Annotated in this window: 17 protein-coding genes; 12 read left to right on the top strand and 5 right to left on the bottom strand. The window is 46.4% G+C overall.

Annotated elements, in window-relative coordinates; genetic code table 11:
* The first annotated feature begins 7 nt into the window (after positions 1–7).
* Genes Q0394_RS01245 through purN form a run of 5 tightly spaced genes read left to right on the top strand, consistent with a single transcriptional unit; the run spans position 8 to position 5,067 of the window.
* Positions 8–1,060 (top strand): diguanylate cyclase, encoded by a 1,053-nt coding sequence (locus tag Q0394_RS01245; protein WP_298945147.1) that lies wholly within the window; start codon positions 8–10, stop codon positions 1,058–1,060.
* Entirely contained in the window at positions 1,057–1,569 is a 513-nt protein-coding gene (gene def / locus Q0394_RS01240; RefSeq protein WP_298945144.1) for a peptide deformylase, read from the top strand. Before Q0394_RS01245 ends, def begins: the two co-directional genes overlap by 4 nt.
* Entirely contained in the window at positions 1,566–3,086 is a 1,521-nt protein-coding gene (locus tag Q0394_RS01235; protein ID WP_298945142.1) for a YifB family Mg chelatase-like AAA ATPase, read from the top strand. Before def ends, Q0394_RS01235 begins: the two co-directional genes overlap by 4 nt.
* Positions 3,083–4,504: an NAD(P)H-hydrate dehydratase gene (locus tag Q0394_RS01230; RefSeq protein WP_298945141.1), complete on the top strand. Its 1,422-nt coding sequence runs from the start codon at positions 3,083–3,085 to the stop codon at positions 4,502–4,504. The genes Q0394_RS01235 and Q0394_RS01230 overlap by 4 nt, the downstream gene beginning before the upstream one ends.
* Complete coding sequence (gene purN, locus Q0394_RS01225; RefSeq protein WP_298792726.1) at positions 4,486–5,067, top strand: phosphoribosylglycinamide formyltransferase; 582 nt, start codon at positions 4,486–4,488, stop codon at positions 5,065–5,067. Before Q0394_RS01230 ends, purN begins: the two co-directional genes overlap by 19 nt.
* 763 nt (positions 5,068–5,830) lie before the next feature.
* Here the strand turns inward: purN and Q0394_RS01220 are convergent.
* The 5 genes from Q0394_RS01220 to ccoG all read right to left on the bottom strand — a co-directional run bounded on the left by Q0394_RS01220 (position 5,831) and on the right by ccoG (position 13,682).
* On the bottom strand, positions 5,831–7,207 hold the full coding sequence (locus Q0394_RS01220; RefSeq protein ID WP_298945139.1) for an efflux transporter outer membrane subunit: 1,377 nt from the start codon (positions 7,205–7,207) through the stop codon (positions 5,831–5,833).
* Positions 7,200–10,337, bottom strand: coding sequence for a multidrug efflux RND transporter permease subunit (locus tag Q0394_RS01215; protein ID WP_298945138.1), 3,138 nt, complete (start codon positions 10,335–10,337; stop codon positions 7,200–7,202). Before Q0394_RS01215 ends, Q0394_RS01220 begins: the two co-directional genes overlap by 8 nt.
* Positions 10,337–11,515: an efflux RND transporter periplasmic adaptor subunit gene (locus Q0394_RS01210; protein ID WP_298945136.1), complete on the bottom strand. Its 1,179-nt coding sequence runs from the start codon at positions 11,513–11,515 to the stop codon at positions 10,337–10,339. The genes Q0394_RS01215 and Q0394_RS01210 overlap by 1 nt, the downstream gene beginning before the upstream one ends.
* Positions 11,516–11,634: 119 nt before the next feature.
* Entirely contained in the window at positions 11,635–12,267 is a 633-nt protein-coding gene (locus Q0394_RS01205) for a TetR/AcrR family transcriptional regulator (protein ID WP_298945134.1), read from the bottom strand.
* Between the two features lie 62 nt (positions 12,268–12,329).
* The gene (ccoG, locus tag Q0394_RS01200; RefSeq protein ID WP_298945132.1) at positions 12,330–13,682 is read right to left on the bottom strand and encodes a cytochrome c oxidase accessory protein CcoG; all 1,353 of its coding nucleotides are present in this window, start codon (positions 13,680–13,682) and stop codon (positions 12,330–12,332) included.
* A 136-nt stretch (positions 13,683–13,818) separates the two neighbouring features.
* Here ccoG and rpsU point away from each other — a divergent pair, with 136 nt between their 5' ends.
* The 7 genes from rpsU (at position 13,819) to Q0394_RS01165 (ending at position 19,596) form a co-directional block, all read left to right on the top strand.
* Positions 13,819–14,031 carry a 30S ribosomal protein S21 gene (gene rpsU / locus Q0394_RS01195; protein ID WP_002951513.1) on the top strand — a complete coding sequence of 71 codons (213 nt, stop codon included), beginning with the start codon at positions 13,819–13,821 and terminating at the stop codon, positions 14,029–14,031.
* A gap of 109 nt (positions 14,032–14,140) precedes the next feature.
* Positions 14,141–14,794: a DNA-binding protein gene (locus tag Q0394_RS01190; RefSeq protein WP_298945130.1), complete on the top strand. Its 654-nt coding sequence runs from the start codon at positions 14,141–14,143 to the stop codon at positions 14,792–14,794.
* Positions 14,791–15,432: a UPF0323 family lipoprotein gene (locus tag Q0394_RS01185; RefSeq protein WP_298945127.1), complete on the top strand. Its 642-nt coding sequence runs from the start codon at positions 14,791–14,793 to the stop codon at positions 15,430–15,432. Before Q0394_RS01190 ends, Q0394_RS01185 begins: the two co-directional genes overlap by 4 nt.
* A gap of 2 nt (positions 15,433–15,434) precedes the next feature.
* A complete protein-coding gene (locus Q0394_RS01180) occupies positions 15,435–16,613 on the top strand; it encodes a glutathionylspermidine synthase family protein (protein WP_298945125.1) in 1,179 nt (392 codons plus the stop codon).
* Between the two features lie 9 nt (positions 16,614–16,622).
* Entirely contained in the window at positions 16,623–17,552 is a 930-nt protein-coding gene (locus tag Q0394_RS01175) for a D-2-hydroxyacid dehydrogenase (RefSeq protein WP_298945123.1), read from the top strand.
* 2 nt (positions 17,553–17,554) lie between these two features.
* Positions 17,555–18,052 carry a YajQ family cyclic di-GMP-binding protein gene (locus Q0394_RS01170; protein ID WP_298945121.1) on the top strand — a complete coding sequence of 166 codons (498 nt, stop codon included), beginning with the start codon at positions 17,555–17,557 and terminating at the stop codon, positions 18,050–18,052.
* A 5-nt stretch (positions 18,053–18,057) separates the two neighbouring features.
* Positions 18,058–19,596, top strand: a complete 1,539-nt coding sequence (locus Q0394_RS01165) for a hypothetical protein (RefSeq protein WP_298945119.1) — start codon at positions 18,058–18,060, stop codon at positions 19,594–19,596.

Genomic DNA, 19,596 nt, shown 5'->3' with positions numbered 1-19,596 from the left:
GTAGAATTTGATAAAGTTAGACAACAAAAAAAGCGAAAACGTAGCGGCAAATAACGCGTCTACTCAAAAGGTAGGCGCAACAGCCAAAAAGGACGAGTTTAACATTTACGGTTTTTCCGAGGCGATCATAAAAGAACTAACCGAGGAAAATATCCCCTCGATCCCGAAAAACTACACCGTTTTTTTTGAAAAGATGCTCGAAAAGCAGTCTGATGATTTTAAGAAAAAGGTCGGCGAGATCATAAAGATCGAAGACGAGATCGGCAAACTCGAGGACGATAGACAAATCAATATCGAGCGCGAGGTCAAAAATAGCTTTATGCAGATAAAAAGCATGCTACAGGCCGTTGCGCTCATATATAAAAATTTGGGAGTTTTAAAAACTATCATCAAAAAACGCTCGGAAAGCCTAGATCCAAATGTAAATTTGATCACGATACAAAGCGTCTTTAACTCTTTTAACGAAGACTTAAACAAGCTAAATTCGCTAATGGACAAGCATATCGAAGTTATCAAAACGAGCTACGAAGAGATTAGTAAGGTTTTTAAGCTGGTTGAAGAACAGTCTATATATGATGAAAAATTTGACGTATATAATAGAAAATTTTTCCTCAAGACGCTCGGTATCGAGTCTGAAAATATAAAAAAATACGACTATAAATCCTCCGTAATGTTGCTAAAACCAAAGGATAGCGCGCTGGACGGTATCGGGTCAAAAGGTAAGCTGGCCGTTTTAAAAAATATATCTCGCATGTTACTTCGCACGTCGAGGCGCAGCGATATCTTGTCGCACTACGGCGGAGGATGTTTTGCTATGCTGATGAAGCATACCGACATAAGCGGCGCACAAAAAGCCTGCAAACGTATAACCGATATGTTTTATGACACCTCTTTCATGCTAAATGGAGAGAAATACGAGTTTGATATGGAAGTGGTCACTTTTGATCTAAACATGACAAAAACTATCGAGGAGATGCTTTCTTTGGCGCTTGATTCGCTTGTAAACACCGGTAGAGACGGCGAACACTTTTTGGTACTAGAGGACAAGACTGAAAAATGATACTAGAAATCCTAACCTATCCGAACAAAAAACTCTTCGTCAAATCGCTTGAAGTTAAAGTCTTTGGCGACGAACTGCATAAATTTTTAGACGATATGTATGAAACGATGATCGCTAAAAACGGCATCGGACTAGCCGCTATCCAGACGGGCGAGGCTAAGCGAATTTTGATCGTAAATTTAGTAGACGAAGAGAGTAAAGAACAGCGCAAAGAGGATCTGCTAGAAATCATAAATCCCAAAATTTTACGCAAAGAGGGCGAGATAATCTACCAAGAAGGCTGCCTTAGCGTGCCCGGATACTACGAGGACGTAAAAAGAGCCGAGTTTATAACACTAGAATATCAAGACCGCTTTGGCGAGCGTAAAGAGCTCGAGGCCGACGGGCTTTTGTCGGTTGCCATCCAGCACGAGATGGATCACCTAGACGGTCACCTTTTTATCGAGCGTATCGGCTACAACAAACGCAAAAAATTCGACAAAGAGTATAAAAAGCAAAAAAACGTATGAAAGCCCTAAAATGCGCCACTTACAACGACGAATTACGGCTTGTGGACGTCGAGTCCAGCTTTAACCGCGGTTTGCCCGCACTTAATATCGTAGGTCTTGCGGGCGCCTCGATAAAAGAGAGCGCCGAGCGCGTAAAATCAGCACTTTTATCGTTAAACTTCTCTTTCCCGGCACAAAAAATCATCATAAATTTATCCCCATCTGATATGCCAAAATCAGGCAGTCACTTCGACCTGCCCATTGCGCTTTTAATCGCTTTGCAAAAAGAGCGCGACTTTGAGCCTATTTTTGCATTTGGCGAGCTTGGGCTTGACGGAGGAGTCAAAAGCACGGCGAGCCTGTTTTCTATTCTGCTTTTTTTGAGCGCGAAAGCGCCTGGTTCTCGCGTGCTGATCCCGCAAGAGATAGCGCAAAAAGCGGGCGCCATACCGAATTTAGAAATTTACGCCGTTTCAAATTTGGCCGAGGCGATCAAATTTTTCCTAGAGCCCGAATTCGCCGCCTCGCGCAAGGTTGGCGCCGTTCATCCGCTTTTTTCAAATTTGATCAAAATCGGCGAGAAAAGCTTCGTAAAAAATCAAAATTTCGAGCTAAATTTTAGCGACGTTAAAGGCCAGAGTAGAGCAAAAAGAGCCTGCCTGGTGGCCGCTTGCGGTATGCACAATATTATCTTTGAGGGTAGCCCCGGATGCGGCAAAAGCATGAGCGCCAAGCGACTGCGCTACATTTTGCCGCCGCAAAGCTTGGATGAGATTTTGCTCAGTTGCGCTTACAGCTCGCTAAATCAGCAAGAGAGCGAATTTTCCGCTCTGCGCGCCTTTCGTTCACCTCATCATACGAGCACACGCAGCTCGATATTTGGCGGCGGATCGAGCGCAGCTAGGATCGGCGAGGTTGGGCTGGCCAACGGCGGGATACTCTTTTTCGACGAGCTTCCGCACTTTGCGCCGCAAATTTTAGAGAGCCTGCGCGAGCCGCTGGAGGACTATAAAATCAATGTTTCGCGGGTAAACTCAAAGGTCACGTATGAGACCAAATTTATGTTTGTAGCCGCGATGAACCCGTGCCCTTGCGGTAATCTGCTCTCCAAAAATCTAGAATGCAAATGCTCGGAGCTCGAGATCAAGCGCTATAAATCGCGTATTTCGGCACCCGTACTAGACCGCATCGACCTTCACGTACAGATGGACGAGGTGGCCGCGAGCGACAAGAGCGACGTTACGAGCGAAGCGATGTGGCAAACTGTGCTGCGCGTGTTTGAGACGCAAATCTCGCGCTCTCAAAGCGAGCTAAACGGCAAGCTCGGCGACGAAGAGATAGCTAAATTTTGCATTTGCGACGACGAGGCGAGCGGCGTGCTAGATTTTGCTACGCAGAGATTTTCGCTTAGCCGCCGCGCTATCAATAAAACTCTAAAAGTCGCCCGCACGATCGCCGACATCGAGGGCTCGCGCATAATCAAAAAGCCCCATATTTTAGAAGCTTTGAGCTACCGAGTGAAGCAGGAGGGCGCATGAAAAAGCTATTTTGGGATACGGCGGAGCTTGACGCTAGAGCCGTGAGCGAGTTTGGGCTTAGCACCGAAGTTTTGATGCAAAACGCGGCTAACGCGTTAGCCAACGCCGTGCGAAGTAAGTTCAAAAAATCATCGACCAAACGCCGTAAAATTTTAGGCGTAGTCGGCAGCGGAAATAACGGCGCAGACGTGCTCGCCGCGCTTAGGCTTTTGGGCGGCAAATTTGATTGTTTCGCATTTTTAGCCAGCGACAAACAAAACGAAATCTCAAAAATAGAACTAACAAGGGCTCTAAAATGCGGCGTAAATTTGATCTCAAATTTGACGGAAGGCGGCGAAATTGACTGCATTATCGACGGGATATTCGGTACGGGGCTTAGCCGCGAGCTAAACGAACGAACGATAAATTTGATAAATCTACTAAATGCAAAACCCGGCTACAAGCTCACCTGCGACATCCCAAGCGGACTTGATAAAAACGGCGTGTCGCAAGGCGCAGTCTTTAAGGCCGATACGACCGTGACGATGGGTGCACTAAAACTCGCACTTTATAGCGATTTTGCAAAAGATTTCGTCGGGCGGGTAAAGGTCGCAAATTTGGGCCTTCCCCGCGAGCTGTACGAGACGGGGACGAGCTTTTATAAACTCGGTAAGAGCGATTTAAATTTGCCGTTTCGCGTAAAGCAAAACGCTAACAAAGGCGACTTTGGGCACGCGTTTGTCGTGAGCGGCGAAAAGGGTGGAGCGGCGCGTATAGCGGGACTTGCCGCGCTAACTATCGGTACGGGACTCGTTAGCGTCGTGGGCGAAAATTTAAATATCGAGCCCGTTTTAATGCAAAGCGCGCGCATAACGCCAAAAATGCGAGTAGGTGCCGTCGGAATGGGGCTTGGCGAGCTTGATGAGGCGCAAAAAGACGAGCTATTTAGCGAGCTAAAAACAAAAGACGCGCTCGTTATCGATGCCGATCTTTGCTACGAGCCGCGTACACTTGAGCTTTTAAACAGTGAAAAGGTTGTGATAACGCCACATCCAAAGGAGTTTGCGAGCCTGCTAGAGCTTGCAAATCTGGGTAAATTTTACGCTGGCGAAGTGCAGAAAAATCGCTTCAAACTCGCTAAAATTTTTAGCCGAAATTTTAAATGCGTGCTTGTTTTAAAGGGTGCAAATACGCTAATCGCGCAAGGCGGCGAGGTATACGTCATGACGCACGGTAGCGCCGCGCTCGCAAAAGGCGGTAGCGGAGACGCGCTAAGCGGTATCGTCGCGGGACTGCTCGCTCAGGGTTACGACCCGCTAAATGCCGCGATCTCGGGCACGCTAGCTCACGCTCTAGCCGCTCGCGAAATCAAAATCAACGACTACGCGCTCACGGCCGCGGACGTCATCAAAGGACTCAAATGCTTACGAAAAAAATAGCGGTTTTATTTAGCGGCGGCGGCTCGAATTTGGAAGCGATTTTAGAGAGGCTGCACGGCAAGGTTTTTGGCGAAACCAGGATCGAAGTCGCGCTAACGCTAACAAATAAAGCTAACGCCGGCGGCATCGCAAAGGCCGCAAAATACGGCCTAAAAAGCGTCGTTATCGAGCACGTTAATTTTGCATCGCGCGAGGAATTTGACGCCGCGGTCGTCCAGGAAATAAAACGCGCTAACGTAGATCTAACCGTGCTTGCGGGCTTTATGCGCATCCTTACGCCTGTTTTTACAAGGCAAGTTCGCGCTATAAATTTGCACCCGTCGCTGCTGCCGCTTTTTAAGGGCGCGCACGCGATAAAAGAGAGCTTTGAGAGCGATATGAAGGTGGGCGGCGTGAGCGTGCACTGGGTTAGCGAGGAGCTAGACGGCGGCAAAATCATCGCTCAGCGAGCATTTGAAAAGAGTGCGGGAATGAGTCTTGAGAATTTTGAAGCCAAAATCCACGCGATCGAGCATGAAATTTTACCTGAAACTATCGTACAAATTTTGACGGGCAAAGAGTAAAATTTAACGACTAAATTGACGAGTGTTTTTGGCTCTTGCTAAATTTAGAAATTTTGAGCTTGTTTTTATATTGCGTCAAATTTATGATTTTTGCGAAACAGGGCATAAATTTAGCCAAATTTTGACTTGCAAATTTCAAATTTTCGCACCTGTTTTTTATGCTGCGTCAAATTTAAGAATGCAAATTTGCGAAATCGTCGCGCGTTGCAAACTTCGCTTGGTGCTTAAAACATCAAAAACGTTAAATTTGGCCGATTTTGCTCTAATGCGGTACTTTCGCGTCTCTTGCTAAAATTAAAAATGAAATTTGGCAGCAGGTGTTTGCGCTAAATTTAAGCTCAAAATACATCTGTAAATTGATCGTAAATTGCCTACCTACTCGCAAATTTTGCCAAAAAACCGTAAATTTGAAGCAGTAAATTTATAAAACATACACTCCGGATAGGACGATGTAAATTTGACCGACTTGCCGCATTATTCAAATTTGAGATAAATTTACGCCTTTGAATGCCAATTTATCTCAAAAGTCGCAACGAAAATTTATCCAAAGTATCAGGCGCCTAAAAACAGGTTTATGGGGTCGCTCGAATAGCAAAAGCAAGCGCTCAATTTTAAAATTTGAAGGCCATAAAGCAAGATAAACTGCGGTAATAAAACGGGCTAAATATTTAAAATCTACAGACGACGTCGCGTCAAATTTAAAACTGAAAAGCAAAAGGAAATTCAAAAAGAAAAAGGCGGAAAGCTCCGCCCAAAAGTAAAATTATTCGGCTTTAAATCCGCCGCCAAAAGCCTTATAGACGTCCACGACCGAGTCGATGAGGCTCAAATTTGCCGCGATGTCTTGGAGTCTAACCGAGAGTAGGTTGCGCTGCGCGTCTAGTAGCTCCAGATGCCCCGTGTAGCCTTCCTCAAACTGATCCTTGGCCAGCTTATAGATTTTTTCTTGCGAGTGCAGGAGTTCTTTGACCTGATTTAGCGTTAGTTTGGCGTTTTTGCGATTGTTTAGCGCGTCTCTAACCTCGCCCAGAGCCTTTTTGACCGCCGCTTCGTAGGCTACAGCCGCGATTTGCTCGTTGGTTTCGGCGATGCGGACGTTGTTTTTGGTTCTGCCGTAGTCAAAAATTTTCTGCACCAAAGATCCGCCTATGCTCCACGTGTTGGCGTTGCTGATAAAGATATTTTCAAAATCCACGCTAGAAAATCCAAAAAGCCCCGTTAGCGAGATGGACGGTAGATAGTCGGCCTTTGCGACACCGATTAGCGCGTTAGTGGCGTTTAGATCGGCGTATGCTTTAGCTACGTCGCTCCTTCGCAGCAGTATGTCCGCACTCACGCCTGCGCTCACTTCGGGCTCTTTTGGTAGCATTTTAGCGCTTTGTACGGCGCCTTTTAGGATCTCGTCGTTTGACTTACCGGTTAGTACCGCTACTGACGTTAGAGCCTGAGATAGCGAGGTTTGCACCTCTAGCAGGCTTACTTTTGCGCTTTCGACGGCGGCTTTGCTTTGTAGATAGGTCGTCTCGTTTATGCCGCCTAGATCAAGCTGCGTTTTGCGAAGCGCCAACGTCTCCTCGTAGGTTTTTAGCGTATCTTTTAGCACGGCTTCGCGCATGTTTAGAGCCACGAGCGCGAAGTAGCTTTTAGCCACGCTAGAGCTTATGCTAAGGCGTGCGGTGGCGTAGTCTAGTTTGGTCGCGTTTAGACTGGCTTTAGCCGACTCGACGCTGTTCCTCACTCTGCCCCACAGATCTATCTCGTAGCTGAGACCCAAATTTACCTCGGAGTTTCGGTAGCGCGTTTGAGGCTGCTTGGTGTAGGTCTCGCCACTGCTTTTTGCTTTGGTGTAGCCGACGTTTAAATTTACGCTAGGAAAAAGATCGGCCTCAGAGATGCCTAAATTTGCGGCCGCTTTTTGTAAATTTAAATAAGCCGTGCGGAGGTCGGTATTTTTCTCTAGCGCGCTAGCTACGAGGGCGTTTAGATTTTCGTCGCCAAACTCCTTCCACCACTCGTCTCTGATGTCGCTAGTTTCAAATTTATACGTAGATTCAAATTTCGTATCGACCTCGGGCATCTCGGGGCGAAACGAGCAGCCCGCCAAAAATAGCGCCGCGGCTAAAGTTAAAATTTTATACATTTTTGACCTCCTGTGCTCCGCTTGGTTTTTTATCCCAGACTTTGTTGTTTAGCTTTTCTAGCAGATAGTAAAACATCGGTATGAAAAATATCGCTATCGTAGTGGCAGCTATCATACCGCCGACCACGCCCGTGCCTAGAGAGTGGCGAGACGCAGCGCCGGCACCCGTGCTGATAACCATCGGAAAAACGCCCAGGGTAAACGCGAGCGAGGTCATGACGATCGGGCGGAAGCGAAGCCTTGCAGCATTAACGGCCGCGTCAAATACGCTCTTGCCCGCTAGTCTTTCTTGCATCGCAAATTCTACGATAAGGATCGCGTTTTTAGCCGATAGACCGATGAGAAGCAGTAGTCCGATCTGGAAATAAATGTCGTTTGTTAGCCCTCTAGCCCAAACGGCGACTAGTGAGCCAAAAACCGCGAACGGAACGGCCGTGATAACGGCTAGCGGGATGAGCCAGCGCTCATACTGCGCCGCTAGGATCAAAAATACGAAAATCATACCGAAGATAAACGCCGTAGAGCCCGTGCCTTGCGAGCTAACCTCCTGATAGGCCGTGCCCGCCCAGCTGATGGAGTATTCTTCCATATTTAGCGTTTGTTCGACTACCTCTTGTATCGCTTTTATCGCGTCTCCCGACGTGTAGCCCGGTTTTGGGTCCCCTTGGATCTTAGCCGCCGGGAAAAGGTTAAATCTATCTACGATATCGGGACCCAAAATTCTAGTTAGAGTTGCGACGGAGTTTAGCGGTATCATCTCGCCGCCTTTTGAGCGGACGTAAATTTTACGCAAGTCTTCTGGGTTGTTTCTAAAGCGGTCCTCGCCTCTAGCGTAGACGCGGTAGGATTTGCCAAAAAGGCTAAAGTCGTTGATATAGTAAGAGCCGAAAGTCGAGCCTATCGCGCTAAAAATTTCGCTCTCGCTCACGCCAAACATCTGGGCTTTTTGCCTATCGACGTCGATTTTAAACTGGCGGTAATTAGTCTCTAGCGTAGAGCGCACGCTGGTTAGATCCGGGCGAGCGTTTGCCGCTGCGACTACTTTTTTTACATCCTCTTCGATCTGGGCGTAGCTTTTGCCGCTTTTGTTTTGCAGATACATCTCAAAGCCGCCCGTCATCGAAAGACCCATGATGGGCGGGACGTTTACGACAAAGCTCATCGACTCCTTCGAGCCCCAAAGCATACCGTTAAAAGGCCCAGTTAGCGCGCCTGCTTGGCTATCTGGCGTTTTTCTCTCGCTCCAGTCTTTTAGCTTGATAAAGCTGATGGCAGAGTTTTCTCTAAGAGCGCCCGCAAGCATATCATATCCGGCAAAGCCCATCGTAAATTCGACGTTTGGATTGCTTAGAACCATGTTGCTGATAGTTTTTACCTCTTCTTTGGTTTTTAGCATATTGCTTGACGGCGGTAACGACGTGATGACCATTAGCGCGCCCTTATCTTCGGACGGTACGAGACCGCTAGGGACTTTTTTAAACAGCTCGAAAGTCGCAAAACCCATAACGCCTATCAAAATAAGGCTGATTATCACGTGACGAAGCACTTTTGCAACGCCTGCGGTAAAAATTTTCGTACTCCAGTCGAAAAAGTCGTTAAATTTCTGCACGAACCAAAACGGTTTGCTCTCTTGTTTTTTTAGCATAACGCCGCAAAGCGCAGGAGTAAGCGTAAGCGCGACGAAGCCCGAGATACAAACCGAAGTAACCAGAGTGAGCGCGAACTGGCGCTGGATCACGCCGACAAAACCCTCCATAAAAGAAACCGGGACGAAGACGGCGGATAAAACCAGCACGATCGAGATGACGGGGGTTTGTACCTCCTCCATCGCTTTATATGTCGCTTCTTTGACGGTGATGTCTTTTTCCTCGTGTAAAATTCTCTCCACGTTTTCGATAACGATGATAGCGTCGTCCACGACGATACCGATAGCAAGGATGAGCGCGAAAAGGGTGATTAAATTTATACTAAATCCCATCGCGTACAGTCCGCCAAAGGTGCCGATGATGGACACGGGAACGGCTAGCATCGGGATCACGGTCGCGCGAAAGCTCTTTAAAAACATATACATAACGATGATAACTAAGATCATCGCCTCGATAAAGGTTTTTACGACCTCATGGATAGAGACTTCGATAAATTCGGTCGGGTTATATGCGATCGTATGCGTAAATCCCTCGGGGAAATTTTTGCTTAGCTCGTCTAGCTTTGCGTTTACCGCTTGCGCCGTAGCTAGTGCGTTAGCGTCGTTTTGCATAAAGATTAAAAGCGGCACGGCGTCTTGGCCGTTTAGCATCGCGTCTGATGCGTAGCTAGCCGCTCCTAGCTCCACGGTCGCTACGTCTTTTAGTTTTAGCACGGCTCCGTCGGCGCTTTTGATGATTATATCGCCAAACTGCGCGGCATTTTTGAGTCGTCCGCCCGTGCGAACGGAGTAAACGTAAGGATTATCCCCATCCGATGGCTGTTCGCCTATTTTACCCGCGGCGTATTGACTATTTTGGATTTTTACTTGGGCGATTACGTCGCTAGGGGTTAGCTTGTAGTAGGCTAGTTTGTCCGGTTTTAGCCAAATTCTCATCGAGTACTCTTTGCTGCCGATTAGCGCCGTGTCGCCTACGCCATTAACCCTTTTAATTTCGTCCGCGATGTTTAAATTTACGTAGTTATATAGCTCTACTAGGTCCATGTTTGCACTCGTAAAGCCGACTACCTCTAGGATCGAACCGCTACGTTCGCGTACGGTCACGCCCATGTTTTGCACCTCTTGGGGCAGCCTTGAGAGCGCGGCTTGGACGCGGTTGTTTACGTCGATCGTGGCTTGTTTGGCCGAGGTACCGATTTTGAAATAAACATTGATGCTTAGCGAGCCGCTCGAGCTTGAGGTGCTTTGCATGTAGAGCATGTTTTCTACGCCGTTTATCTGATCTTCTATCGCGCTAGCTACGGAGTCGGCGATAGTTTGAGCGTCGGCGCCCGTATAGACGGCGCTAACGGAAATTTGAGGCGGAGTTAGCTTAGGATACTCCTCGATAGGAAGCCCTTTTATCGCCATTGCGCCCGCGATAACTATGATGATAGATACTACGGTGGCGAATATCGGGCGGTCAATGAAAAATTTAGAAAACATCACTTAGCCTTTTCTTGCTCGTTTTTAGGCTCTAAATTTGCGCCTTTACCAAAGTTTTCGGTTAGGTCTTTATCTATCTCAACGGGCGCGCCTACGCCGATTTTTAGGAAGTTGTTCATTATGATTTTATCGCCTTCGTTTAGCCCTTCGCTAACGACTGCGGCGTCTTTGGTTTGGTAGGTGATTTTTACGTCTTTAGAGGCTACTTTGCCGTCAGCAACGACTAGTACGTAGGTCTTGACGTCGGTTTGTTGGAGTGCTACTTGAGGGATTTTAAAGCCGTCTTTTTGGTAAAATCCACCCATCGTCACGTGGCCGAACATGCCGGGTAGCAGCTTGCCTTCGTCGTTGTTAAATTCGGCCTTGGCTAAAACTGTGCCCATATTTGTATTTACGACGTTATCGATGAAATTTACCTTGCCGTTAAACTCTCCCGGGCCGACTTTAAGCACGGCGTCCGAGTTTGTTTGCGCCCAGAGGCCGCTTTCTTGCATTTTAATGCGGTTTAGATTATCTACGTCGGAGATATGGAAGTGGGCCTCGATCGGATTAATTTTGGTTAGGCGCACGAGCTGAGTCGTGTTTGCTACGACTAGCGAGCCCACGTCTACTAGGTTATCGCCCAAAACGCCGTCAAAAGGCGCGGTTATGCTTGTGTAGCCCAGGTCTATTTTGGCGTTTTTGGCGCTTGCTCTAGCGCTTAGTAAATTTGCATTTGCGATCTCGAGCGCCGAAACTGCCGCATCGTACTCTTTTTGCGAAACGGCGTTTTTCTTATATAAATTTGAGATTCTGTTAAATTCGGTCTGAGCGTTTTTTAAATTTGCGTTTGCTACGCCGATAGCGGCTTCAAGCGCGTCGTAGCTGGCTTGGTATTTTTCGGGATCTATCAAAAACAGCTTGTCGCCGGCTTTTACGTTATCGCCGGGTTTAAAAAACTGCTTGGTTATCGTGCCGCTTACTTTTGGAAATATGATTATGTCTTGCTGGCTCGTTAGGGTCGCGGTGTAATCAAAGCTAATCGGCACGTCTGATTTTTTAGCTACGAATATATCGACCTTTGACGGCGGCATTTGCCGTTGTTGCCCGGCCGCGTTTTTTTTATCATTACTATCAAAGCATGCCGTAAAAAGTAGCGACGCCAATAACAAAACCGAAAGGGTTTTAAAATTTCTCATAAATTTGCCTTTAATTTTTTGGGATATTATACAAAAATTTGGTATGTAATATTTGTTGCAAATAAAATCGGCTATTTTACTCTTATTTATACGAAAAGTCAAATTTTAGAGAGTAGAATTTAGCGTTTTTTTACGCCGTGCAAAAACATATCTATGCGCGTTTTTACGTGCTCTTTGCGCTCTTCTGCGCTTAGCGTTATGTCCTCGTTTAGCAAAATAGCATTATAATGATAAGGCTCTCTGACGACTGCGGCAAACGCCTTGGCCGCGACGTAAGGAGAGATACATGGATTTAGTTGGACTCTTATGTCTTCGCGCTCAAAAAAATCGATTAAAATTTTATCGATTTTGCTTAAAATTTGATCCAAAAATTCTTTACCTAAAAGGCCGTCATTTTTCGCGCCTTCGCTCATCATTACTCTTGAGATTAGCGTGGTTTTCTTTTCGCAGATGATGTCGAAAAATATCATCGCGAATTTGGTTAAAAAATCATCCAGCTTATGCGATAAATTTAGATCTATTTTCTCGTCTATTTGCGTCCTAAAGTCGTCAAATCCACGCTCTACGATAGCGCGAAAAAGTCCTTCTTTATTTTCAAAAAATTTGTAGATGCTCGCCAGCGACCCGCCGCTTTTTTTGATGATATCCGTTAAACTCGTGTTTTCGTAGCCGTTTTCGAGGAAAATTTCAAGTCCGGCTTGGATGAATTTCTCTTTTCTCTCGGCGCTTCGTTTCGTCGGTTTCGTATTCATTTTTCTAGCCCTCAAATTTCAAAAAATCTTAAAATATGATTATACTATAAAAAAATAATTTTTTACTCACTTGGATGGGCAAAAATCGTCCGTCTCTTAACATTTATTTTTTCTTTGTTATCCGCTGCGTAGGCGGAGATTTCTATCTTCGTCGTTTGCTCGCCGGTCTTAGCAAATGCCGATTTAGGCGCGCTTAGCACGACTACGACTCTCTTTTTTTCGCCCGCCTTTAGAGGGATTTGATCCCTTGGGCGCTCGATTTTTATCAGCGCTTTAGCTCCGTCCGCGCTAACGTCAAAATAAAACTCATGCGCCTGCACGTCGGTGTTTTCAAACAAAAACACGTAAGCGTTTTCGATTTCGCCGCTTTTATTTATCTTATACAGCTCACTCGTGCGGTTGATATTTAGCAGCATGCTCTCTTTTTTGGCACTCATTAGCGTTAGCGCGGTCGCGGCGATAGCGATGGCGGCGCAGTAGCCGATAGTTTTAAAGCGCAAATACCGCACTTTTTGCTTGGTTTTTAGGGAATTTGAGCTCGTCCAGCTAATGAGGCTAGGCAAATTTAGCCCCGACATCGTTTTGGTGCAGGCATCTACGCACTCTAGGCAGTTTATGCACTCTAGCTGCATGCCTTTTCTGATGTCGATGTGTGTCGGGCAAATTTTCACGCAGGCTTCGCAGCCGGTGCATTCGTTTTGCGGATCGGGCGGCTTTTTCCAGAGTTTGGTTTGACCATCATAAATTTTACCGCCGCGCGTCTCGTCGTATATGACCTGCACGCTGTCAGAATCGATCATCACGGACTGCACTCTAGCGTACGGGCAGACGTAAACGCAAAAATTTTCGCCCAAAAACGCGACGTCAAATATCAAAAACGCCGCGATAACAAGCCAAGCTCCGAGTAAAATTTTATGTTCGGCGGGATTTGAAATTTGAGCGAAAAAGTCCTGCGGCGGAACGAAAAACCAGAGAAAATTTGCCGCCGCGATAAAAGCCAAAACGCTCCAGATCGCGACTGCTAGCGCGTTTTTAGCGCCGCCCTCGGCGAGTGTTTGTTTATTTGAGACGCTTTTGCGGATTTTTAAAATTTTAGTTTGGATGAGGTCACGGTAGATCGCGCGAAATATCGTCTGCGGACAGCTCCAGCCGCACCAGACGCGGCCGCCTAAATTCGTCATAAAAAATATAAAAATAAAAAAAATGATGAGCACGAAAGGCATCAAAAACAGCTCTTGGACGTTAAATTTGGCAAAAAACAGATGCAGCTCGCTGCGCTCAAAGCTTAATAGGAAAAATTGATTTCCGCCGATGGTTATAAAAGGCAAAATGAGCGCGGTACAGGTGATCAGGATGTAGGCGATATAGCGTTTGCTAGCAAATTTGAAATAATTTTTATAGTCTTCTTTGGTCATAATTCATCCTGATTACAAAGTAGTGATAATTTTTGATAGATTATAGTTTTAATGCGATTAATTTTTTATAAATTCTCAAATTTACTAAATTTCTGCTATAATCGCCGTCTATTTTAATTGAAAGGTGGTGAGGACGTTGCCTGGTATTAAGGTACATCCTAACGAGTCTTTTGACGAAGCTTACAGAAAGTTCAAAAAGCAAACCGACAGGAACCTTGTCGTGACTGAAGTTCGCGCAAGACGCTTTTTCGAGCCTATGACCGAGATCCGCAAAAAACAAAAAATCGCGGCTCGCAAGAAAATGCTTAAACGTCTATATATGCTTAGACGCTACGAGTCAAAGCTCTAACCAAAAGGGTCGCTTCGGCGGCCTTTTCTTTTTTCAAACACCCGTTTAACTCGCATCAAAGCCAAAATTTGCCATAATCTACGCCAAATTTAACGATCAAAGGAAAAATATGTCCAAAGTGCCCGTGAGCGAGGCCGCGGAAATCTTAGGCGTAACCAAGGAAGCCGTCTACAACCGCATTCGTCGCGGAACGCTAAAAACCTTTGAAAAAGACGGCGTAAAATACGTGGTTTTGGATGGCTACGAACCTCAAACCGCGCCCAAAACTTCAAAATCCGCTAAAAGCTCAGAGTCAAAAAAAGCCGCTAAAACCGGCGAATTTGACGTGAACGAATTTCTACTCTCGCAAATTAGCGAACTAAAAGAACAAAATCAAAATTTGCAAGCCGATAAAGATAGGCTTTTTCGCGAAAAAGAGCAAATTTTGCTAAACAATAAAACCGAAATAGCTCAAATTTACCGCGAAAGAGACGAGAAACTAAGAGGATTTTTAAGTATGCTCGAGCGTCCGCTGCTAGCTCGCCAAAACGGCGAATACGTAGCCCCCATCGACGTAGAATTTGTCGAGAGCAAGCCCGAAAATGAGGGCAAATGGACGAGCCTGGCCGAATTTCTAAAATCGCAAAATTTAAGCGGTAAGAGCCTCAAAAAAACGCAAAATAAAATCATAAAAAACATCGGAAAATCAAAATTTATCAAATTTAAAAAAGGCGTGATAATGGTAAAAAGCAAGAAAATTTCAAAGGAGCTAGATAAAAAATGAGAGTTTTTAAGCATATCAAAAAAGTAGCCAGCTACGCTGCTGTTGGCGGATTTGGCGCGGTGGTAGCGGCCGGGCTGGCAGGCTGCGGCAGCGATAACGGCGGCGAGTCAAGCGCGCTAAACGAAGCGGCGCAAAAAACGGGAGCGTTTGTAATCATCGAGGAGACCGCACCTGGCAAATATAAAGTCCTAGAGGAGTACCCAAGCAGCGAAACGCGCGTCGTGTTAAAGGACATAAACGGCACCGAGCGCGTGCTGAGCAAAGAGGAGATGGACAAGCTAATCGCCGAGGAAAACGCTAAAATCGACGCCGGAACGTCGAATTTAACCGGCTCGAACGCTCAAAACGCGCAACTTTCAAGCGGCGGTATGAGTCTTGGCGAGACGCTTCTAGCCTCGGCTGCGGGCGCGATCATCGGCAGCTGGATCGGCAACAAGCTATTTAACAACCCGGGCTATCAGTCGCAGCGCCAAAGCGCGTATAAAAACCCAAGCGCGTACTCAAGGAGCGTTGATAGCTTTAACAAAGCCAAAGCCACGAGCTCGGCGGGTAAATCAAGCGGCGGAAAGAGCGGATTTTTTGGCGGATCTAGTAGCTCAAGCTCGAGCTCAAGTTCAAGTTCAAGTTTTGGAGGTTAATCATGATAAATTTAAAAAAAATCAGCCCGCTAAATAACGAATTTTTAAGCGAAATCGGCTTTACGTGGCATACGGATCCAGACGGCAGCGACTACGTAGCAGACGAGCTAGTCGAGGTTAGCGAGGCGCAGGCCGAGGCCTACTACAACGCCGCAAACGAGCTATACGATATGTTCGTCGCAGCCGCCCAGTACGTCATCGACAACAACCTCTACCACGAGGTCGGCATCCCGTTTAATCTCGTAGATCTCGTGCGCGAAAGCTGGGAAAACGACGTACACTGGCATCTCTACGGTAGATTTGACCTTGCAGGCGGGCTAGACGGAAAGCCGATAAAACTCATCGAATTTAACGCCGATACCCCGACGGCCGTGTTTGAGACGGCGATCATCCAGTGGGCGGCGCTTAAATTTAACCGCATGGACGAGAGCGCGCAGTTTAACGACCTTTATGACGCGTTAAAGCAAAATTTTAGGCGCCTCGTGACGCTAGATGAGGAGACCGAGAGCTTTAGCGAGCACTACGAGGGTTGGAAAATTTTATTTAGCTCGGTGGCCGGCAGTAGCGAGGACGAGCAGACCGTGAAGCTACTGCAGTATATCGCCGAGGAGGCGGGCTTTCACACGGCGTTTGCTTACGTCCACGAGGTCGTATTTAACGACGAGGAGGGCGTGTTTTTTGACGGCGAAAACTACGAGTACTGGTTTAAGCTCGTGCCGTGGGAGGACATCGCCGTAGAGGAAGGTGAGCTAGCCATCATCCTAAAAAACATCGTCCAAAATCAAAAAGCCATCATCCTAAATCCCGCATACACGCTGCTTTTCCAAAGCAAAGGTATCTTGAAAATTTTATGGGATTTATATCCGAATCACCCGCTTTTGCTCCAAGCTAGCGACAAGCCGATCGCGGGCAAAAAATGCGTGAAAAAGCCGGTTTTCGGCCGAGAGGGCGCAAACGTGAGCGTGATCGAGGCGGACGGCAGCGTGAGCTCGCAAAACGGCGGCGACTACGGTCAAAATCGCGCGATCTATCAGGAATTTTACGAATTTAACAAAGACGCCGCCAATAATAGCTACCAAGCGGGCGTGTTTTTCGCCTACGAGGCGTGCGCGCTGGGATATCGCAGGGGCGGCGAAATTTTAGATAACTACTCCAAATTCGTAGGGCACTTTATCAAATAAGGACGCAAAATGAAAATAGTCTGCCTCGATGCCGCGACGCTTGGAAGCGACGTAAATTTAGACGTTTTTAAGCAGTTTGGAGAGTTTGTTAGCTTTGAGACGACCGCCGCGGCCGAGCGCGTAGAGCGACTAAAAGGCGCGGACGTCGTCATCACGAACAAGGTCGTCATCGACAAAGAGACGATGGACGCGTCAAATTTAAAGCTAATCTGCATAAGTGCAACTGGCATGAACAACGTCGATCTTGCGCACGCCGTAGCAAAAGGCATCGCGGTAAAAAACGTTGCGGGCTACTCCACCGCTAGCGTCGTGCAGCATACGTTTGCTTGCCTTTTCGCGCTGACGAATCGAATCAAATTTTACGATAACTACGCGCAAAGCGGCGAGTGGGCGAAGAGCGAAATTTTTACGAATTTAGACCGCAGTATCGGCGAGATAGCGGGCAAAAGCTTTGGCGTCATCGGCCTTGGCGAGATCGGCAGAGGCGTGGCGCGCATCGCGGCGGCTTTTGGCGCGGGGGTGAGCTACTGCTCCACTAGCGGCGCAAACGCAAACGCCGAGTTTAAAAGGCTAAATTTGGGCGAGCTTCTGGACGGCTGCGACATCGTGAGTATCCATGCTGGGCTAAACGAAAAAACGCGAAATTTGATCGGCGAGCGGGAGCTAAATTTGATGAAAGAGGGCGCCATACTGATGAACTTCGGACGCGGCGGTATCGTGGACGAAAACGCCGTAGCTCGCGCGATAGACGGGCGAAATTTGCGATTTGCCTCGGATGTACTAGAGACCGAACCTATGCGCGCAGATCATCCGCTGCTAAATATCAAAAACAAGGAAAATTTGATACTTACTCCGCACGTAGCATGGGCGAGCTTTGAGGCTAGGCAGCGGCTAGTAGCGATGATCGCGGAAAATATAAAAGAATTTTTGAAAGGATAAAAATGGCAACTGAGCATAGTTTTGATATAAGCGCGGCGGTCGATATGATGGAGGTCAAAAACGCACTGGAAACGGCGAAAAAAGAGATCGCTGCGAGATATGATTTTAAGGGGCTTGCGGCCGAGGTGGAGCTAAACGAAAAGGAAAAAATCATCACGCTTCTTAGCTCTAGCGACAACAAAATCGACGTGCTAAAAGACATCGTGATCTCAAAGCTCATCAAGCGAAACATCCCGCCGGTAGCCGTGACTGAAAGCAAACGCGAGAGCGCGAGCGGCGCAAATTTAAAGGCGACGCTAAGACTAAACGACATCCTAGATAGCGAAAACGCGAAGAAAATCACCAAAGCGATCAAGGACGCAAAGCTAAAAGTAACTGCGACAATCCGCGGCGAAGAGGTGCGAGTAAGCGGCAAAAGTATCGACGATTTGCAAGAGTGCATAAGGCTTGTGAAGGGGTTAAATTTGGAGTTGCCGATTAGTTTTAAAAATTTGAAGTAAATTTAATGGATAATTTTAAAAAGTTAATCCAAGAAAAAAATAGCGCCATAAAGGAGTACGGCGATTTTATTAAAACGCTTAAAAATAAAGAGTGCGACAAGGACGTCTCGGGACTAATCGGTCTGTTAAAAGATAGACTGGCTAAATTTGAAAACCTTAGCTGCGATAATTATTCGCAAACGGCTGCGGATATAGACGAGCTAAACGACAGAATTTATCGCCAGGTAAATTTGCTTGCGAATTTGGATAAAATAAGCCGCGATTCGGACGTTTACAAAAAATATAACGAAGTATATAATCAAAAGCGTATCAAGCTTTTCGTCTCGGAGCAAATTTGCCGCGTGAAAAAATACTATCAGTTTCTAATCGCGCTTTTGGGGCTGATTCCGTTTATAATATATTTTATATTTTGGCAAAATGTCGGATTTTTCTCGGTAGTCGGCAGTGACAGCATCTTTTCGTTACTTAGCGCGCTAGCGATATCGGGTTTTGGTTTATTTGTTATTTTATATATATTTCCTGCTTTGCATTTGGTTTTGATCGTTTCTTACGACGGTGGCGAAAAAAACGAAACGCCTTTTTACGCGATTTATCTGATAGCTACGCTTGCGGGCATAGCATTTGTCGGTGTAGGATATTTTTGCCCGAGCGCGGTAGATTTTTTAAATTCTTATTTCCTGTTGATTATAGCGGCGATAGTCATATTTTGCCTACTTTGCAGCTTTAAAAACAGTAAATTTGACATTCCTCTTTCATTTTTTATGATATCGCACGGATTTTTATCCTTCGCGACTCCGTTTATGGTAGCTCTGCTTGTCTACGTCCGCGTAAGCGAGGATGGGTTTACTACCGCTTTTTTGATGCTTTTTATGGCATTTTTCGCCGTTTTGTTTAGTGCGCTTATAACATCTAAGGATATAGATGATTTTAAGATAATTTTTTGGTCTTTGATAATCATAAATTTAGTCATCGTCGCGGTTATGAGCGGTAAAATCGTCCAAGTAGCCGATCTGGGAAATATAAACTACAAAATGCTATTGCTCAAAAAAGACGCCTTAAACGCTTTGCCAAAAAGCGTTTGCCAAAATAATCAAAATGGCTGCATCGGCGCGGGAGCGAAGGACGGCTGCTACGCAAAACAAAAGGCGCAAATCGTCTCGTACAATAAACAAAAGGCCGAGCTAATCGTAAAAGACGGCAACGAGACGTATATTTTTAGCGGAGTAAACGACGAGATGAAATTTATAGACGCTAACGGCGCAGATATAGGCGTTGCTTTTAGCGATGAGGTCGTTTTTGAAAACTCGGTTTTAACGTACGATAAAAACGGCACGCGTAGCGGCCCGCTCAAGGCAAGCGCCGTAAATCTCTATCCAGTCTGCAAAACGTACGCTTTAAGGCAAGACGACGCCGTAAAGCTCTACAACGTCAAAGTCCTATCGGCTCTGGGTAAATTTTACTATCTGCAGACTAAAAGCGGAGAGAAATTTGAACTGGACTCAAGCCTGATAATCTCGAAACAAAAGGCGAGCGATATCCGTTAA

The organism is uncultured Campylobacter sp. (genome assembly GCF_938039205.1).
In the GTDB taxonomy this organism is placed as follows: domain Bacteria; phylum Campylobacterota; class Campylobacteria; order Campylobacterales; family Campylobacteraceae; genus Campylobacter_A.
This window is presented reverse-complemented; position numbering and strand designations above follow the sequence as displayed.

Coding starts and splice junctions, on each gene's coding strand:
- def (WP_298945144.1), top strand. CDS start 1,057: ATGATACTAGAAATCCTAACCTATCCGAACAAAAAACTCTTCGTCAAA.
- Q0394_RS01235 (WP_298945142.1), top strand. CDS start 1,566: ATGAAAGCCCTAAAATGCGCCACTTACAACGACGAATTACGGCTTGTG.
- Q0394_RS01230 (WP_298945141.1), top strand. CDS start 3,083: ATGAAAAAGCTATTTTGGGATACGGCGGAGCTTGACGCTAGAGCCGTG.
- purN (WP_298792726.1), top strand. CDS start 4,486: ATGCTTACGAAAAAAATAGCGGTTTTATTTAGCGGCGGCGGCTCGAAT.
- Q0394_RS01220 (WP_298945139.1), bottom strand. CDS start 7,207: ATGTATAAAATTTTAACTTTAGCCGCGGCGCTATTTTTGGCGGGCTGC.
- Q0394_RS01215 (WP_298945138.1), bottom strand. CDS start 10,337: ATGTTTTCTAAATTTTTCATTGACCGCCCGATATTCGCCACCGTAGTA.
- Q0394_RS01210 (WP_298945136.1), bottom strand. CDS start 11,515: ATGAGAAATTTTAAAACCCTTTCGGTTTTGTTATTGGCGTCGCTACTT.
- Q0394_RS01205 (WP_298945134.1), bottom strand. CDS start 12,267: ATGAATACGAAACCGACGAAACGAAGCGCCGAGAGAAAAGAGAAATTC.
- ccoG (WP_298945132.1), bottom strand. CDS start 13,682: ATGACCAAAGAAGACTATAAAAATTATTTCAAATTTGCTAGCAAACGC.
- Q0394_RS01190 (WP_298945130.1), top strand. CDS start 14,141: ATGTCCAAAGTGCCCGTGAGCGAGGCCGCGGAAATCTTAGGCGTAACC.
- Q0394_RS01185 (WP_298945127.1), top strand. CDS start 14,791: ATGAGAGTTTTTAAGCATATCAAAAAAGTAGCCAGCTACGCTGCTGTT.
- Q0394_RS01180 (WP_298945125.1), top strand. CDS start 15,435: ATGATAAATTTAAAAAAAATCAGCCCGCTAAATAACGAATTTTTAAGC.
- Q0394_RS01175 (WP_298945123.1), top strand. CDS start 16,623: ATGAAAATAGTCTGCCTCGATGCCGCGACGCTTGGAAGCGACGTAAAT.
- Q0394_RS01170 (WP_298945121.1), top strand. CDS start 17,555: ATGGCAACTGAGCATAGTTTTGATATAAGCGCGGCGGTCGATATGATG.
- Q0394_RS01165 (WP_298945119.1), top strand. CDS start 18,058: ATGGATAATTTTAAAAAGTTAATCCAAGAAAAAAATAGCGCCATAAAG.